This window comes from Nocardia otitidiscaviarum (assembly GCF_007362295.1).
GTDB classification, from domain to species: Bacteria; Actinomycetota; Actinomycetes; order Mycobacteriales; family Mycobacteriaceae; genus Nocardia; species Nocardia otitidiscaviarum.
Genome location: NZ_CP041695.1, coordinates 3,499,922 through 3,516,690 on the forward strand (window position 1 = coordinate 3,499,922; position 16,769 = coordinate 3,516,690).

Below are 16,769 nucleotides of genomic sequence, written 5' to 3' on the forward strand. Positions count from 1 at the left end.
TGATCGCGTGACGGTCGAAGAAGGACAGGTGCAGCGCATCGGCGCTACCGAAGCGGTCTTTCGACGACTCAAGAGCCTCATCCAGGGTGACGAGTACGCCGTCGGCGACCGGCTGCCCGGAGAACTCGCCCTCGCCAAGGAGTTCGGGGTGAGCCGCCCGGTGGTGCGCGAGGCACTGCACGCGTGCGCGACCCTGGGCCTGACCGAAACCCATACGGGGCGCGGCACATTCGTCATCTCCAAGAAGGAGAATCCGCGCCTGACCTTCGCGGGCGTCGACGCCGAGGACCTGATCGAGGCGCGACGGCTGGTGGAGATCCCCACCGCCGGGTACGCCGCGCAGCGCCGCACCGAGGAACAGCTGCGCCACCTGTTCGACATCCTCGACCACCTGGCGAACGCCACCGACGACCGCGAATGGGTGCGCTACGACGGCGAACTGCACACCGCCATCGCCGCCGCCAGCGGGAACACCATGCTCACCACCTTCGTGGCCGACACCCGCAGCGCCCTGGACCTGCAATCGGAATTCCTCAACCTCACCCAGGACCGGCGCACCGACTCCGATCGCGAACACGAGGCCATCGTCCGCGCCATCGAGGCCCGCTCCGCCGACGCCGCCCGCGCCGCCATGACCGAGCACCTGGAACGGGTGGCCGACACCATCGCCCGCATCGGCGACTGATCGATAACCGGCGGTCTTCCGCCCGATTGCCCGCGCGCATCGTGCCGCGGCACACACCCGCCCCCGGTTTCGGTGAACGCCCGGCGACCGGCATGCCGGGTAGTCTGGACATTTGGTCACCGCAGAGTTCGCTCATTGGTAACCCAAGTGTGAAACAACGAATGCCGAAACGTTGGGGAGTGCTGTGAGAGGTGGTCAGGGCGTGATGCCGCAGCCGGATACGGATACCGCGGCGGGTGTGAACCCGATGCTGCGGGCCACGCTCGCACCGCCGGCTCGCACCCTGGTCGACATCCTGGCCGCCACCGCCCTGGCCCACCCCGACGCCCCCGCCGTCGACGACGGCGAGGCGGTGCTCAGCTACGCCGAACTGCTGGCCGAGGTCGACGCCACCGTGGCGCGGCTGGCGGCGGCGGGCGTGTGCGCCGGTGATCGCGTCGGCGTGCGCATGCCCTCGGGCACCCGCGACCTCTACATCACCATCCTGGCCGTCCTGCACGCCGGCGCCGCCTACGTCCCGGTCGACGCCGACGATCCGGACGAGCGAGCCCGCCTGGTCTTCGGCGAGGCCCGGGTCAGCGCGATCGTCACCGCCGCCGGAATCGAAAGCACCGGCACGGCAGCGGATTCGCCTGCGGCCGCACCGCTCACTGCCTCGACACGGCGAGAACGGTCGGCCACCGTGAGTCCGGCCGTGGCCGCGGTGGCAGCGGACTCCGCGGGCGAGAAGTCGGGGGCTGCCGAGTCGGCGACCGCGGTCTCGCCCAGCACTGGGACACCGGGCACAGGTTCGGCGGGCACAGCACGGACCACCGCCGGAACGGTACCCACTGCGTCGCCCGGCACGGGCGCCACGAGCACCACATCCACATCCACACACTCGACGTGGAAGCAGCCGGTGGCTACCGACGCAGCGACCGTTCCGGCCGGGGTCGGCAGCATCCCGGCTCGAGCGGCGGGCACAACCGCCGTTGGCGACGCCCGTTCGGGCCGCTCGGTCGCGGCGCCCCAACCCGAGGACGACGCCTGGATCATCTTCACCTCGGGGTCCACGGGAACGCCGAAGGGGGTCGCGGTGACGCATCGCAACGCGGCCGCGTTCGTGGACGCCGAGGCGCGGATGTTCCTGCGGGACGCGCCGATCGGGCCGGGTGATCGGGTGCTGGCCGGACTGTCGGTCGCCTTCGATGCCTCGTGCGAGGAGATGTGGCTGGCGTGGCGGCACGGCGCGTGCCTGGTGCCCGCACCGCGCGCGCTGGTGCGCACCGGCGCGGATCTGGGGCCGTGGCTGGTGCGCCGCGAGATCAGCATCGTGTCCACCGTCCCGACGCTGGCGGCCACCTGGCCCGCGGAGGCGCTGGATTCGGTGCGGCTGCTCATCTTCGGCGGCGAGGCGGTGCCGCCGGAGCTGGCGGAACGGCTGGCCGGGAACGGGTCCGGGGAGCGCGATACGACCCGCGAGGTGTGGAACACCTACGGCCCCACCGAGGCCACCGTGGTGGCCTGCGGCGCCCTGCTCGACGGTTCCTTCCCGGTGCGCATCGGCCTGCCGCTGGACGGCTGGGATCTGACCGTCGTGGACGGGGACGGAAATCCGGTGGGCGAGGGCGAATCCGGGGAGCTCGTCATCGGCGGTGTCGGGCTGGCGCGCTATCTGGATCCGGCCAAGGACGCGGAGAAGTACGCGCCGCTCCCCTCGCTCGGTTGGGAACGCGCCTACCGCAGCGGCGATCTGGTGCGCAACGACCGCGCGGGCCTGGTCTTCCTGGGGCGCGCGGACGATCAGATCAAACTCGGCGGCCGCCGGATCGAACTGGGCGAGATCGACAATGCCCTACAGCATCTGCCCGGGGTGACGGGCGCGGCCGCCGCCATCCGTACCACCAAGGCGGGCAACAAGATCCTCGTCGGCTATCTGACCGGACCGACCGCCGACTACGATATGGCCGCCGCCAGAGCCCAACTGGCCGAGCGACTTCCGGCCCCGCTGGTCCCCCGCCTGGCCGTGGTCGCCGATATGCCCACCCGTACCTCCGGCAAGGTGGACCGCGACGCACTGCCCTGGCCGCTGCCCAAGGCCGCCGCCGATCCGGCCGATTCGGGGCTGTCCGCGACCGAGCGATGGGTGGCCGGTCTCTGGGACTCCATCCTCGGAGCCGAGGTCAGCGACCACACCTCCGACTTCTTCGACCTGGGCGGCGGCTCACTGGCCGCCGCACAACTGGTGGCCGCCCTGCGCGAACGCCACCCGCGCGTCACCGTCGCCGACCTCTACGACCATCCCCGCCTGGGCGCGCTGGCCGCCTTCCTCGACGACAGCGCCCCCGCCGACGCGGTGCGGGAGCGAGTCGTGCGCCCGGTGCCGCTGCCCGCCCAGCTGTTCCAGGTGCTGGCCACCGTTCCGCTCACCACGCTCACCGGCCTGCAGTGGCTCACCTGGCTGGGCATCGTCGGCAATATCGCCGCCTGGTCCGGCTCACTGCCGTGGCTGCCGCACCTGTCGTGGTGGTGGGCCCTGGTCGCCTTCCTCCTGTTCATCTCCCCGCCCGGCCGCATGCTGCTGTGCGTGGCCGGTTCCCGGCTGCTGCTGCGCGGCGTCGCGCCGGGCAGCTATCCGCGCGGTGGCGGCGTCCATCTGCGGCTGTGGACCGCGGTGCGGCTGTCCGAGGCCAGCGGTGCGGAGAACCTGTCCGGCGCACCGTGGATGGTGCCGTTCGCGCGCGCCCTGGGCGCGAAGATCGGCACGGGCGTCGACCTGCACACCCTGCCGCCGGTGACCGGCATGCTGGAACTCGGCGACGGATGCAGCGTCGAACCCGAGGTGGATCTGTCCGGCTACTGGATCGACGGCGATGTGGTGCATATCGGCCCGATCGTCATCGGGCCGGGTGCGGTGGTGGGCGCGCGCTCGATCCTGTTGCCGGGAAGCAGGATCGGCAAGCGGGCCGAGATCGCGCCGGGTTCGGCGGTGTCGGGCAAGGTGAAGGCCGAACAGGAGTGGGCGGGCTCCCCCGCGGTGAAGGTCGGCAAGGCGCGACACCGCTGGCCCGACCACGCCCCCGCCCGTGCCGCGCACTGGGTGGCGATCTTCGGCATCACCTCCATGGTGCTGGCGGCGGTGCCGATCCTCGGGCTGGCCACGGGCGGCGCGTTCATCGCCTGGTGCATTCGCGACACCGCCACCCTGACCGCCGGGCTCGGCCGCGCTGTCGCCGTGCTTCCGGTCGCCACCCTGCTGAGTCTGGGCGTGTACGCGGCGGTGACCATCCTCGCGGTCCGCCTGTTCGGCATCGGGCTGCGGGAGGGCTACCACCCGGTGCGCAGCCGGATCGGCTGGCAGGCGTGGGCCACCGAACGCCTGCTGGACTCCGCCCGCACCTTCCTGTTCCCGCTCTATGCCAGCCTGCTGACCCCGATCTGGCTGCGCCTGCTCGGCGCCAAGGTCGGCAAACGGGTGGAGGCGTCCACGGTGCTGCTGCTGCCCAAGTTCACCACCGTCGCCGACGGCGCGTTCCTGGCCGACGACACCATGATCGCCAGTTACGAACTCGGCGGCGGCTGGCTGCGCATCGGCGAGGCCAAGGTCGGCAAGCGCGCCTTCCTCGGCAACTCCGGGATGACCGCGCCCGGCCGGCGGGTGCCCAAGAACGGCCTGGTCGCGGTGCTCTCGGCCGCACCCTCCAAGGCCAAGGCGGGATCGTCGTGGCTGGGCAGTCCGCCGGTGCGGTTGCGCCGGGCCGCCGAGAACGCCGATACCGCACGCACTTTCGATCCCCCGCCGCGCCTGCGCCTGGCCCGCGCGGTGGTGGAGTCCTGCCGCCTGATCCCGGTGCTGGTGACCTTCGCCATCGGTCTCGGCGTGTTGTTCACCCTGGCGTGGCTGGCCCGCACCCTGGGCCATCTGCCCGCCGCGCTGCTGAGCGGACTGGTGCTGATGGCGGCGGGCGCGGTCGCCGGAGTCGCCTCCGTGGTGGCGAAATGGCTGCTGGTGGGACGGATTCGGGCCGAGGAGCATCCGCTGTGGAGTTCGTTCGTGTGGCGCAACGAGGTCGCCGACACCTTCGTCGAACATGTCGCCGCGCCCTGGTTCGCCCGCGCGGCGACCGGTACGCCCGTACTCAATCTCTGGTTGCGCGGACTCGGCGCGACCATCGGGCGCGGGGTATGGTGCGAGTCCTATTGGCTCCCGGAGGCGGATCTGGTGACACTCGGTGACGGCGCGACGGTGGAACGGGGCTGCGTGGTGCAGACCCACCTGTTCCACGACCGCATCATGGCCATGGACACCGTGACCCTGCACGCCGGCGCGACTCTCGGCCCGCACTGCGTCGCCCTGCCCGCCGCCGTCATCGGCGCGGGCGCGACCATCGGCCCGGCCTCGCTGGTCATGCGCGGCGACAGCGTGCCGCCGTCCACCCGGTGGTGGGGCAATCCGATCGCGCCGTGGCCGGGCGCGGAAGCGGCGCGATGATCCGCGACAAGTTCTACGAGGATCCGATCGACGACTACCTGCCGCAGAACGGCAATCGCGGTTACCGGGTGTCGCGCTACGAACTGGAACTGGTGTACAAGGTCGCCAGCAACCGGCTGGCGGGGCGCGCGGCCATCACCGCCGTCACCACCGGGGTGCGGGACCGGTTCGCGCTGGACCTGTCCCAGGCGCTGAATGTGTCCAAGGTGTTCGTCAACGGCTCGAAGGCGGCGAAGTACAGCCACCAGCGCGGCAAGCTGGTGATCACGCCGCAGCAGAAGATCCCCTCGGGCGGGGCGCTGCACCTGGTGGTCCAGTACGCGGGGGTACCGAAACCGGTGCGCGGTCCGTGGGGTGAGGTCGGCTGGGAGGAACTGTCGGAGGGTTCACTGGTCGCCAGCCAACCCAATGGCGCGGCGTCCTGGTTTCCGTGTGACGATCATCCGAGTTCCAAAGCCAGCTACCGGATTTCGATCACCACGGATTCGCCGTACTACGCCCTGGCCAACGGCACCCTGGTGCGCAAGCTGACCAAGGCCAGCCAGACCACCTGGGTGTACGAACAGCCCGAGCCCATGTCCAGCTATCTGGCCACCATTCAGATCGGGCACTACCGCAAACAGCGCATCGACGCCCCGCACGGGTCCGTGCCCATGCAGGCGGTGCTGCCACCGCGCCTGCGGGTGGATTTCGACCACGATTTCGCGCGCCAGCCCCGCATGATGGAAGTGTTCACCGAGAAGTTCGGGCCGTACCCGTTCGAGGGCTACACCGTCGTCGTCACCGATGACGAACTGGAGATTCCCATCGAGGCCCAGGGCATCTCGGTATTCGGGGCCAACCACTGCGACGGGCGGCGTGGCTCCGAGCGCCTCGTCGCGCACGAACTGGCCCACCAGTGGTTCGGCAACAGCCTCACCATTCGCCGATGGCGCGACATCTGGCTGCACGAGGGCTTCGCCTGTTACGCCGAATGGATCTGGTCCGAGGCCGCCGACGGACCCACGGCCGATCAGCTCGCCCGCGCCGCCCGCCACAATCTGGCCCGCGAACCGCAGGACATTCGCGTCGGCGATCCCGGCCCCACCCGCATGTTCGACGATCGCGTCTACAAGCGCGGCGCGCTCACCCTGCACGCCCTGCGCCTCGAGCTGGGTGAGCGAGCCTTCTTCGACCTGTTGCGCGAGTGGACCGCCCGCTACCGGCACGCCTCGGTCACCACCGACGAATTCACCGATCTGGCCGGGCATTACAGCACGGTGCCGCTGCGTCCGCTCTGGGAGAGCTGGCTCCACGACGAGCCGCTCCCCCAACTGCCGCCGCACGGAGGTTGAACGGTACCGCTCAGTTCCAGTCGTCGATCTTGACGTCGTGCGGATCCGGTGCGCCCTTGCCGGTTTCGACCAGCGACTTCAGACTGAGCAGGAAGACCGCCCACTTGGTGCTGCAGTGGTGCATGAACTCCACCGGCTCCTGCCAGCCCTCGTGGGCGAACAGCACGATGGTGTAGTCCCCGGCCGGTTTCAGATTCCAGCGCACATGGGTGCCGACCCATTCCTCCGGCCCCTCGACGACCTCCCACAGCACGTGGCGGTCCGGGTCCAGATCGCGCACCCGCATATCGAAACCGCCGGCCCCGAACCGGAATTGGAGCAGGCCGCCGATCTCGTCACCGTCTCCGGTGGTGTCGGTCGTCCACCATCCGGCCAAGCCCTCGGTGGTGGTGAGGGCGGTGTACACCTCGGCCTCCGGCGCGCGGATGCCGACCCGATGCAGGATGTCTACCATTTCTTCGCGTCCTTCGTCTGCTGGATTGTTTCGGCGTGCTGGATTGTTTCGGCGATACGTTTGATGCGCCGGAGCCGGGCGTCCCAGGCCGCTCCGACCGAGGACAGCTGTGCCACCGCGCGGGCCAGCCGTTCCTCGTCCACCCGGTATCGACGCTCCCGTCCGGCAGCGCTGGCGTGCACCAGGCCGACGCGGTCGAGAACGCCGAGATGTTTGGCGACGGCCTGCCGGGTCACGGGCAGTTCCTCGCTGAGTCCGGTGGCCGTGCCTTCGCCCGCGGCCAGCAGCAGATCGAGCATGCGCCGCCGGGTGGGATCGCCGATGGCCGACCACAGTTCGTCGTCGATGACGGTCACGGCGCGGACACCAAGCGGGTGACGTACTCCCCGAGCCGGGGGAGGTAGAAGTCCCAGCCGGTGACGTGTTCGCCGTACTCCTGCGCCAATTTCGCTTCCGCCCAGCCCATCTCCCGGAATCCGGTCTCGGTGAGCCGGATCAGGGTGCCGGAGCCGGACGGCACGAGTTCGAAGGTGACCAGCAGCGAATCCGCGATCTCGTCGGCGGTGCCGTCCGGATAGGACCAGCGGAAGGCGAACAGGCGCGGCGGGTCGGCGCGAACGACCGTCATGGCCTCCACATGCTCCCGATTCCCCCAGGCGAGTTCGCCGACCGCGCCCGGGGTCGCCTCGAATTCCGCCTCGTCGCTCCACCACTGGGCCATGTGCCGCGGGGCGCTCACCACCTCGTACACCACCTCGAGTGTGGCGTCGACATGTATCTCACGTTCGATGCTGCCGTATTCCACGACCACCTCCATACGCAACCATTAGTTGCACATCACCCTAGAGGCGGACGGCGAATTGCGCAACCGTTGGTTGCCTATTGGGTCGCGCCCGGCACCGAGCGAACCCGCCACACCGTCGTCGCGGCCGCGATCAGCAGGACGACGTAGGCGATCACGTACCCGTTCATGAGCAGCGGGGCGACCGGCCACGACGGCGGAAACAGGAACAGCCCCACCGTTACCCAGGTGTCGTTCCAGTGGTACGCCCAGGCCGCGGTCCACAGCCACAGTGCCCCCGCCGCGACCCACCAGCGAGCGTCCCGCTGGGCGCGGTGGACACAGTAGACGAACAACGGAACGAACCAGACCCAGTGGTGACTCCACGAGAACGGCGAGACCGCACTCGCGGTCGCTCCCGCGAGAGTGACCGCGAGCAGGCGTTCACCGCCGCGGTCCAGCGCCGCCACGACGGTGAGGGCCACGGCGACAACGCCCGTCGCGAGCAGCAACCACAGCCACGTGGGCACGGCACCGTCGGCCAGATGGGCGAGTGTGCCCCGAATCGACTGATTGGCCGGATGTCCGTCGGGCGCGATGCGATCCGAGCGCAGGAAGGTCGAGCCCCAGTACTGCCGGGAGTCGTCGGGCAGCACGATCCAGGCCAGCACGACGGTGGCGGCGAAGGCCGCCGCGGCGGTCATGGCCGAACGCCATTGGCGCAGCGCGAGAAAGTAGAGAATGAAGAAGCCGGGTACGAGTTTGATACCGGCGGCCAGCCCGACACCGAGGCCGCGGAGTCGGGCGTGCTCCGGCCGCGACACACCCCACAGCACGAGCAGCATGAGAATCAGATTGATCTGCCCGTAGTACAGCGTGGTGCGGACGGGCTCGAGGAAGACGCAGATGGTCGCCAGCAGTGCGCTGAGGCCGACCAGACGGCGACCGATCCGGTAGCCGAGAATGCGCCAGCACATCACGACACAGCCGAGGAGTGTGATCAGATTGAGCGCCAGCCAGGTATCGGTCACATAGGCCCACGGCACCGCCACGACCGGCAGGAACACCAGGGTCGAGAACGGCGTGTAGGTGTACAGCAACCCGTACAGCGTGGTCTCGGTGTAGAGCGGCTGCCCCCGCAGGATGCGCAGCGCGCCATCGCGATAGATGTGCGCGTCCAGACCGCCGACCAGGATCCCGACCCTGTCCAACCAGGGGTCGACGGTGGTGAACAGCAGCGATACCGCGACCACCGCGCTCACCGAGAGCAGGAGAAGCGTTCGGGCGGAGTGCGGCACCTCCGGCGATCGCACTTTGTCCACGGATGATTAGGTTACCTAAGCAGATGATCTCGGACATGCCCCGAAAACCGCGGGGCATCCGACCGGTCGCGTGCCGGATGAGCGAATTCTCGGAAACCTATGACCGTGCGTGCCGGAAACCTCTGACATTCCGTGCCATCGGGCGTGCAATGCCGTGCCCGGGGCGGCGGCCCCATTACCGTATCGACGGGCATTCCGATCACGAGGCGCGGCAGGCGGACTCCCGGCCGATCTGCCGCTACCTTCCAGCAGCCTCGTGCTCGGAGTGTTTGGGGGTTGCTCGCCCAAAGCGGCCCCCGGCCCCGTCCCGTTGTGGGGCCGACGCGGTACACGAATACGCCGACACCGGCGGGCGGCAGTGCTCCCGTGACTCCCTGCCCCCGCCGGTGCGGTCGCGTGTACGGCCGAGGCCGGGCACCGGGACTCCCCCGCAAGCGTGGAGGACGATGACGGAGGTGATCACGGCGAACACCGACGCACAACGGCTGCTGGCGGAAATCCTGACCCGCTACGGCAGCATGCAAGCCTTCTTCGACCAACTGCAACGCGAACTCGACGGGCCCACCGAGGAACTCCCCCGCGTGACGGAGCCCGTCACCTCCCCGTGGGCCGACCCATCCGAATGGCCCATCCGCCCCGTCCCCACCGGCGGCGGTGGCCGACACGCCCGCAAGGACGGCTGAGCACCCACCGATCCCGGCACCGCCGCGTCCGCCAGGACGCACTCCCCTGTCCGTGCTGTATGCCGAACCGGAATATCTCACTTCGGGTCGACCTGCGGTCAAGACCGCGTAACGACGACAGGTTTTCGATCTTGATCTGCGCGCCCGGGCATAGGCTCGCACGGATTACCTCGCAGTCGTCGGATCGGAAGGGAGTGGGCGTGGTTCACACAGTGGGTACAACCGTCAAAGTCGCGACCGGAACGGTCATGACCATGCTGGCGCTGGCCGGGCCGGGTGCCGGGGCGGCACACGCCGACGGCGGGCCGGTGGTCGGCGGCGGCTCGGGTATCGCCCTGCAGACCAGCAATCCGCGCATGGTCGCGCTGTGCACCATGACGGCGGTGGGCTACGACCGCGAGAACCGTCTCGTCGGCATCACCGCCGGACATTGCGCCGAGGACGCGGGGGTGGCGGTCTGGGCGGAGGCCGATCCGCATGCCGGGCCGATCGGCTTCGCCGCGGTCAAGGACGTCGACCACGACTGGGCGGTCATCGAACTCGACCCCGCCCGCGTCACCCCGGTCCGCCAGGTCGGCCCCTCCGTGGTCGCGGCGGTCGGCGCTCCCGCCCAGGCGATGGAGACGGTGTGCAAGAACGGCCGCACCACCGGGTTCACCTGCGGGGTGGTGTGGGATGCCTACCCCGACGAATTCCTCAGCCAGGTCTGCGCGAACCACGGCGACTCGGGCGGACCGGTGCTACGCGGCGACCAGCTGGTGGGCATGATCAACGCCGGCGTCGGCCTGCCGGGCTCCTCCGAACTGCCCTGCACCGGGCCCGGAAACCCGTTCCACGATCCGGACGTCTCCAACCAGATCACCGCGGTACTGGCCGAGATCGACCGACTCGGGGTGGTGGGCGCCGGATTCCGCCCGCTGTAGCGATCACGCCCCGCAGTTCTCGAACCGCAGGGTCACCCGGGTCCCGTTCGGGGTGCGCACGGTGTCGATCTCATCGGCCAACCCGTTCATGAGGGTGAACCCGCGGCCGCGCTCACTGTCGATCTGCGTGGTGGGGGCCGGAATCCACAGGCCCGCATCGCTGATCGTGGCGACCAACGACTTCCCGTGCCGGAATGCCTCGAGTGTCACGGTGGCACGGGGATCGAACCCGCCGCCGTGCTCGATGGCATTGGCCAGCGCCTCGCCGACCGCCAGCAGGATGTCGTACTCGCGATCCGGGGCCACGTCGTGCGCGGTCAGCCAGCGCCGCAACCGATCTCGAATACCGGGCACCTGCGCCGGCGCGGCGGGCAGCACGGCGGCGAAGCTGCGCGCCGTGGCGTGCACCGGACGCACCGCCAGCAGCACCACGTCGTCGGTGTATCCGTGCGGTGGCGCCAGGCGCCGCAGCAGTTCCGAGCAGATCTCGGCGACCGGCAGGTCGGCGCATTCGGCGAGGGCCGCGCGCAAACGCGCGAAACCCTGGTCGAGGTTCTCCCCGGGCCGCTCGATCACACCGTCGGTGTACAGCAGGATGACACTGCCGGGTGCGATATCCGCGCGACCGGTGCCGCCGCGCTCCGGCGGCGGCACCGCGACCGGCGTCCGGCGGCCACCGGTCAGGAATCCCGCCGCACCGTCCGGGCCGAGTACCAGTGGATAGGGATGTCCGGCGCAGGTGTACTCCAGTGTCCGCGCGCGGCTGTCGACCACCGCGTAGGTGACGGTCGCGCAACGGCTGCCGGGCACCACGGCCGCGTACCGATCCATCAACTCCAGCACCGTGGTCGGATCGGCCGCCGTGATCGCGCCCGCCGCCACCCCGGCACGCAGTTTGCTCATGACCACCGCGGCGGGCAGACCGTGCCCGACCACATCGCCCACCGAGATGCCGAGCCGATCGGAGCCGTGGAACGGCACCACCAGGTACCAGTCCCCGCCGACGCGCATGGCCTCACCCGCCGGCTGGTACACCGCCGCCACCGCCGCCGCGGTCGAACGCCGATCCAGATCCAACAGCTGATCCTGGAATTCGACGGCTATCCGATGCTCGCGCTGCATGGTCCGCACCCGGCTCAACGCGGTCTGGGTGACGGTGGCGGTGCGGGCCAGCACATCCAGGTCCTCGGCGGCGAAGGTGCGCGATTCGGCCCACAGCAGCGCGACCGCGCCGACCACGCGATCAGCGCCATCGCGCAGCGGGTAGGCGACACTGGACCGGTGGTCGGCCACACCCCCGATCACGTCGGTGCCGTGGCCGGAGTGGGCATCGCCGACCACGACGAGCCGCCCGGTGCGGATGACCTCGACGATGGGCAGCGGCGAGTCCAGTGCCAGCACCTGCTGCCTCGCCCGCACCGGAGTATCCGCGGTGTTGATGTATTCGGTTCGCACACAATCTGTTTCGGCGTCCAGCAGGGCGATGGCCGCACCCCGCACGCCCGCACCGGACAATGATTCCAGCAGCGCGGCCAGGACGGCCGTGACGGTGTCGGCCGTGCGCAGCACGGTATCGAGTCCGGTCACCGCCGCCAGGGCGACCGCCAGCGCGTCGCCGCGCAGCCGTCCGGCCCGCTCCCGCGCCGCGGCGGCCAGCCGCGCCGCGACCCGGTCGACCAGCTCCTGCGAGGTGAAAGGTTTCGCCACGTAGTCGTCCGCGCCACCGGCGAAACCCTCGCGCGCGGCCTCCCGGCCCGCGCGGGCGGAGAGCAGCAACACCGGCGTCGACGCCAACTCCGGTTCGGCGCGAACCGCGGCCAACAGTTCGAAGCCGTCCAGCCCCGGCATCATCACATCGGCGACGACCGCGTCCGGGCGATGCTCGCGGACCGCGCGCAGGGCCGACTCACCGTCGCCCACGACCATGGTGTCCCATCGGACCGACAGCACGCGATCCAGGTGGTTTCGCATATCGGCGTTGTCGTCGGCGATGAGCACCAGTTCCCGGCGGCCGCCACGCGGTCGCCGCTCGGCCGGGAGACTGAGCCACTGCCCGGCCTCGGTGACATAGGGATTGTTCGCCAGGCTGGGCAGCATGCCGGATTCGACGGTCCGCGTCGCGTCCGAGCGCGGCAGCCGGATGATCACCGCGGTACCGCGACCCGGTGTGCTCTCCACCGCCACCGTGCCGTGCTGCAATTCCACCAGGCCGCGCACCAGCGACAACCCGATCCCACTGCCCTCGACGCTGCGCCCACGTGCGTTGTCGGCCCGATAGAACCGATCGAAGAGCCGGTCCAGGTCGTTCGGGTCGATGCCGATACCGGTGTCGCGCACCGTGATTCGACACAGGTCCGGTTCCTCGGCGCGCACCTCGACCCGGATCGAGCCGTCGAAGGTGAACTTCACCGCGTTCGACAGCAGGTTCAGGACGACGGTCTCCCACATATCGGGGTCGATATCGGCCGCCACGGTGTCGCAGTCCAGCTCGAGAGTCAGCCCGGCGCGCTGGCACAGCTCCGCGAAGGAGGCGGCGATATGGGCGGTCAGCACGCCCACGTCCAGGCAGCGCGGCCGGGCGGTGGCTCGCCCGGCCTCGACGCGGGAGAAGTCGAGCAGCGAATCCACCAGTCGCAGGAGCCGTCCCGCATTGCGGCGGGCGGTGTGCAGCCGGTCGCCCAGGACCGCGTCCGCGGCGTCGGCCTCCGCCAGCGCATCGTCGAGCGGGCCGAGCAGCAGGGTCAGTGGAGTGCGGAACTCGTGGCTGACATTGGTGAGGAAAGCCGTTTTGGCCCGGTCGATCTCGGCGAGCGCGTCGGCGCGGCGGCACTGCTGCTCATAGGACACCGCCGCGGCCAGCGCGGAGGCCAGCTGGTCGGCGAGCAGGCGGCAGAACCCGCGATACTGCTCGTCGAGCGGCCGACGCGGACTGATGCCGACGACCAGCGCCCCGATGATCGTGCCCTCCCCCAGCGGCAGCACCAGGGCCCGTTCCGGAGCACCGTCCGGAAAAGCCTCCGCCAGGCCGGGAACGACCGCGGGCAGATCGGCGATCTCCCGGCTGTCGGCCCGGGTGGGCCGCGCGGGCGACCCGGGAGCCAGGTCCGACAGCGACGGCGGCAGCAGCGGTGCCACCGCCGCACTCGCCCCGTGCAGTGTGAGATCGCGACCGTCGGCGTCTTCCGCGTACACCGCGATGAAGGGCAGATCGGCGGCCTGCTGAGTGCACACCGTCACCGCCGCACGCACCGCGTCGTGCACGGTGCGCGATTCCATGACCGCCGCGCTGACGGCATTGAGGGCGTGCAGTCGTCGTTCGCCGAGCACCCGCTCGGTCGTCTCGGTGACGGCGCAGAACACCCCGCACACCGTGCCCGTGGCGGCGACGAGCGGGCTGTAGCTGAAGGTGAAATACCGTTCCTGCGGACGCCCCTCGGTCAGCAGCGGCAGCATCAGATCGTCCGACCAGGTGGCGGCCCCGGTGTCGACCACGCTGGTCAGCATGGGGCCGATCGACTCCCAGATATCCCACCACACCTCGCGTCCGGCTCGCCCCAGGGCGGCCGGGTGCCGATCGCCCAGGATCGGCAGGTAGGCGTCGTTGTAGACCAGGAACAGCTCCCGCGCGTCCAGCCACAGCAGAATGGGGAACCGCGACGTCAGCGCCACGGCCACACTGGTGCGCAGCTCCGCGGGCCAGTCCGCCGGCACACCGAGCGGGTGTGCGGCCCAATCGAATTCGGCGAACCGCCGCCCCATCTCACCACCCAGCGCGATCGCGGCGCGCAGGTCGGGCGGGATCGCGGGGCCGGACGGCGGGGGTGCGGTCATGGGTGCCTCCTGACGATCCTCAGTGCTTCCTGGCCTGCGCCGATGTCGGATAGACGGCCAGCACGCTGTCGAGGTTCGTCACCTGTAGCGGCCGGACCACCCGCAGGTCGGAGGCCACCAGCCGCACGGATATCCCGGCGTCGATTCCGTGTTCGTGGCAGTCGAGCAGGGCGTTCAGTCCGGCGCTGCCGAAGTACGTCACACCGTCGAGGTCGACGACGAGCAGCCGGGCCGGATGTTCCAGGGCCGACTCCAGGGCGGCTCGCAGCCCCTCGGTGAGGGTGTGGACGCTGCTGATGTCCACATCGCCCTCGGCTCGCACCGTCACCGCATCGTGGTCCACCTCGTGGTCGACCCGCAACCGATTCATCCGCCGTCCCAGTTCCAACCGTCGTATACCGCCGTCGAGATTACGGGCGTCGGTCCTCCGGCGCGGCGCTACCGTGTGGACCGGAGTGCGGCGGGATGCGTTCGTGCACCGTGAGCAGCAGATGATCGAAGCGGCTCTGCACATTCGGCGGGGCAGGCGGTACGGAATCCAGTTCCGCGATCAGTTGCGCGGCCAGATCGCGCAGCTTCGTATTCGTCTCCTGGGACCGCCACCGCAGCACCTGGAACGCCTGCTCGGCGGTGATCCGGTAGATGCGCATGAGCACACCCTTGGCCTGCTCGATGACGGCGCGATTCTCGAAGAGGCCGGGCAGCGTCTCGTCGAGCATGGTCTGCGCCGTCTCGGCGATGGTGTCGGTGAGGTCGATGTAATACCCCGAGGTGCCGACCACCGCGCCCGCGTCGTCGAACATGCGGTCGGCCACCACGATCACATTGTGGATGCGCCCGGCGGTGTCGACGAAGCGGTGTCGGCTCGAGAACGACTCCCCGGAGTGCAGGGCGTAGTCCAGGATGTCCTGGACGTGCGCCCGGTCGTCGGGGTGCTTGTGCGACAGCAGCAGCTCCGTCGTCGGTTCGACGGTGCCGGGTGCGTATCCGTGCATCCGCGCCACCTCGTCGGACCATTCCCAGCGCTGCCCGACGAACCAGAAGCGGAATGTGCCCACGACCTGCCGCTGCTGCCCGGTCGCGGTGATCTCGTACGCGTCCGGACCGCTCTCCGGAATCTGCACTGGCCCCTTCACTCCACGGAGTATCCCACCCCTCGAACTCCCGTACGAGCGGCTCGCCGGATCCGCTCAAAAGTGCTGTGCGGCATATGCTCTGACAGGGGTCCGGATCGCTCTCCGCGCGCGGGGCGGGGAGGTTTGACGGATGCCGGAAGTGGGCACCCCCGGAAAGTACGTCGACTCGGTGAAGAAAGCCGCCGGTTCGACGAAGTCGGAGGGAACGAGGAGAACCCGATGGCTGAGTCGACCCCTGCGCGCACCACCGCCGCCGACGCTTCCGCGTCGGCCCGGCGACGTGGCAGCCGCGGTGACAGCTATGAACACCTCGAGCCGTTGTTCGCCCGGCTCGCCGCCTTCGAATCGGACGACCCGCGCCGCGAGCGGGTGCGTTCGGAGATCGTGCGCCTCGGCCTGCCCCTGGCCGAGCACATCGCCCGCCGCTTCGCGAACCGCGGCGAACCGTTCGACGATCTGTTGCAGACCGCCCGGGTGGGCTTGGTGCAGGCGGTCGATCGCTTCGACCACACGCGCGGCGCGGCCTTCCTGTCCTTCGCGGTGCCGACCATCATGGGCGAGGTGCGCCGCCATTTCCGCGACCACACCTGGTCGGTGCGGGTGTCCCGGCACACCAAGGAGATCCACGGCCGGATCGGATCGGCCACCGAGGTCCTGGCCCACCGGCTGGGGCGGATACCCACCGCGCGCGAACTCGCCGTGGAACTCGAGGTGGAGGTGACCGAGATCAGCCGGGCCATGATCGCGGCCAACTGCTACACCACCGATTCGCTGGACATGACCGTTCGAGACCAGGACGGCGACAGCTCGACTCCGGCCGTGGAGCGCCTGAGCACCGAGGAGCCCTGCTACCGGCTGCTGGAGGACGCCATGGCGGTGCGGCCGCTCATCGCGCGGCTGCCGCAGCGGGAGCGGCAGATCCTGATCTGGCGCTATTTCGGCGCCATGACCCAGAGCCAGATCGCCGATCGACTCGGCATCTCCCAGATGCAGGTGTCCCGCATTCTGTCGCGCACGCTGACCCGGCTGCGGGATGAGGCGCTGGCGGACCCGGAACCCGCCGAAGATGATTCGAGATCGGCGCTCAGCGTGCGCTAGATTTCGCACACTTCATCGTGAGTCCCCTGGATTCACGAATCATCTTCAGTT

13 protein-coding genes are annotated in these 16,769 nt (G+C 69.9%); 6 read left to right on the plus strand and 7 right to left on the minus strand.

All coding sequences use genetic code 11. The features are described 5' to 3' along the window. Nucleotides 1–7: 7 nt before the first annotated feature. From FOH10_RS15440 to FOH10_RS15450, 3 genes are all read left to right on the plus strand, one after another. The gene (locus FOH10_RS15440) at nucleotides 8–685 is read left to right on the plus strand and encodes a FadR/GntR family transcriptional regulator (RefSeq protein ID WP_039813102.1); all 678 of its coding nucleotides are present in this window, start codon (nucleotides 8–10) and stop codon (nucleotides 683–685) included. 205 nt (nucleotides 686–890) lie between these two features. Next, nucleotides 891–5,156, plus strand: a complete 4,266-nt coding sequence (locus FOH10_RS15445) for a Pls/PosA family non-ribosomal peptide synthetase (protein WP_143981238.1) — start codon at nucleotides 891–893, stop codon at nucleotides 5,154–5,156. Next, nucleotides 5,153–6,490: a M1 family metallopeptidase gene (locus FOH10_RS15450; protein WP_143984116.1), complete on the plus strand. Its 1,338-nt coding sequence runs from the start codon at nucleotides 5,153–5,155 to the stop codon at nucleotides 6,488–6,490. Before FOH10_RS15445 ends, FOH10_RS15450 begins: the two co-directional genes overlap by 4 nt. Nucleotides 6,491–6,500: 10 nt before the next feature. Here the strand turns inward: FOH10_RS15450 and FOH10_RS15455 are convergent, their stop codons facing one another. The 4 genes from FOH10_RS15455 to FOH10_RS15470 all read right to left on the minus strand — a co-directional run bounded on the left by FOH10_RS15455 (nucleotide 6,501) and on the right by FOH10_RS15470 (nucleotide 9,047). Continuing rightward, on the minus strand, nucleotides 6,501–6,944 hold the full coding sequence (locus FOH10_RS15455; protein ID WP_143981239.1) for an SRPBCC family protein: 444 nt from the start codon (nucleotides 6,942–6,944) through the stop codon (nucleotides 6,501–6,503). Next, nucleotides 6,938–7,243, minus strand: coding sequence for an ArsR/SmtB family transcription factor (locus tag FOH10_RS15460; RefSeq protein ID WP_052372517.1), 306 nt, complete (start codon nucleotides 7,241–7,243; stop codon nucleotides 6,938–6,940). The genes FOH10_RS15455 and FOH10_RS15460 overlap by 7 nt, the downstream gene beginning before the upstream one ends. Before the next feature lie 53 nt (nucleotides 7,244–7,296). Next, nucleotides 7,297–7,761, minus strand: coding sequence for an SRPBCC domain-containing protein (locus FOH10_RS15465; protein ID WP_244961997.1), 465 nt, complete (start codon nucleotides 7,759–7,761; stop codon nucleotides 7,297–7,299). Between the two features lie 62 nt (nucleotides 7,762–7,823). Next, nucleotides 7,824–9,047 carry a glycosyltransferase 87 family protein gene (locus FOH10_RS15470; protein ID WP_244961998.1) on the minus strand — a complete coding sequence of 408 codons (1,224 nt, stop codon included), beginning with the start codon at nucleotides 9,045–9,047 and terminating at the stop codon, nucleotides 7,824–7,826. Nucleotides 9,048–9,493: 446 nt separating this feature from the next. Between FOH10_RS15470 and FOH10_RS15475 the strand changes: the two genes are divergently transcribed. Further along, nucleotides 9,494–9,730 carry a hypothetical protein gene (locus tag FOH10_RS15475; RefSeq protein ID WP_143981240.1) on the plus strand — a complete coding sequence of 79 codons (237 nt, stop codon included), beginning with the start codon at nucleotides 9,494–9,496 and terminating at the stop codon, nucleotides 9,728–9,730. 200 nt (nucleotides 9,731–9,930) lie between these two features. Further along, entirely contained in the window at nucleotides 9,931–10,653 is a 723-nt protein-coding gene (locus tag FOH10_RS15480) for a S1 family peptidase (RefSeq protein ID WP_244961999.1), read from the plus strand. A gap of 3 nt (nucleotides 10,654–10,656) precedes the next feature. On the opposite strand, the gene FOH10_RS15485 is transcribed toward FOH10_RS15480, so the two are convergent. The 3 genes from FOH10_RS15485 to FOH10_RS15495 are packed head-to-tail and all read right to left on the minus strand — an operon-like array spanning nucleotide 10,657 to nucleotide 15,572. Continuing rightward, nucleotides 10,657–14,484, minus strand: a complete 3,828-nt coding sequence (locus FOH10_RS15485; protein ID WP_143981241.1) for a SpoIIE family protein phosphatase — start codon at nucleotides 14,482–14,484, stop codon at nucleotides 10,657–10,659. Nucleotides 14,485–14,503: 19 nt separating this feature from the next. Next, nucleotides 14,504–14,854, minus strand: a complete 351-nt coding sequence (locus FOH10_RS15490) for an STAS domain-containing protein (protein ID WP_143981242.1) — start codon at nucleotides 14,852–14,854, stop codon at nucleotides 14,504–14,506. Between the two features lie 40 nt (nucleotides 14,855–14,894). Next, nucleotides 14,895–15,572, minus strand: coding sequence for a PAS and ANTAR domain-containing protein (locus FOH10_RS15495; protein ID WP_244962083.1), 678 nt, complete (start codon nucleotides 15,570–15,572; stop codon nucleotides 14,895–14,897). Between the two features lie 267 nt (nucleotides 15,573–15,839). On the opposite strand from FOH10_RS15495, the gene FOH10_RS15500 reads away from it, so the two are divergent. Beyond that, the gene (locus FOH10_RS15500) at nucleotides 15,840–16,718 is read left to right on the plus strand and encodes an RNA polymerase sigma factor SigF (RefSeq protein ID WP_143981244.1); all 879 of its coding nucleotides are present in this window, start codon (nucleotides 15,840–15,842) and stop codon (nucleotides 16,716–16,718) included. The last annotated feature ends 51 nt before the right edge of the window (nucleotides 16,719–16,769 follow it).

Excerpts from the sequence above, each read along its gene's own strand:
- FOH10_RS15445 (WP_143981238.1), top strand. The coding sequence starts at position 891 with ATGCCGCAGCCGGATACGGATACCGCGGCGGGTGTGAACCCGATGCTG.
- FOH10_RS15450 (WP_143984116.1), top strand. The coding sequence starts at position 5,153 with ATGATCCGCGACAAGTTCTACGAGGATCCGATCGACGACTACCTGCCG.
- FOH10_RS15455 (WP_143981239.1), bottom strand. The coding sequence starts at position 6,944 with ATGGTAGACATCCTGCATCGGGTCGGCATCCGCGCGCCGGAGGCCGAG.
- FOH10_RS15460 (WP_052372517.1), bottom strand. The coding sequence starts at position 7,243 with ATGCTCGATCTGCTGCTGGCCGCGGGCGAAGGCACGGCCACCGGACTC.
- FOH10_RS15465 (WP_244961997.1), bottom strand. The coding sequence starts at position 7,761 with ATGGAGGTGGTCGTGGAATACGGCAGCATCGAACGTGAGATACATGTC.
- FOH10_RS15475 (WP_143981240.1), top strand. The coding sequence starts at position 9,494 with ATGACGGAGGTGATCACGGCGAACACCGACGCACAACGGCTGCTGGCG.
- FOH10_RS15485 (WP_143981241.1), bottom strand. The coding sequence starts at position 14,484 with ATGACCGCACCCCCGCCGTCCGGCCCCGCGATCCCGCCCGACCTGCGC.
- FOH10_RS15490 (WP_143981242.1), bottom strand. The coding sequence starts at position 14,854 with ATGAATCGGTTGCGGGTCGACCACGAGGTGGACCACGATGCGGTGACG.
- FOH10_RS15500 (WP_143981244.1), top strand. The coding sequence starts at position 15,840 with ATGGCTGAGTCGACCCCTGCGCGCACCACCGCCGCCGACGCTTCCGCG.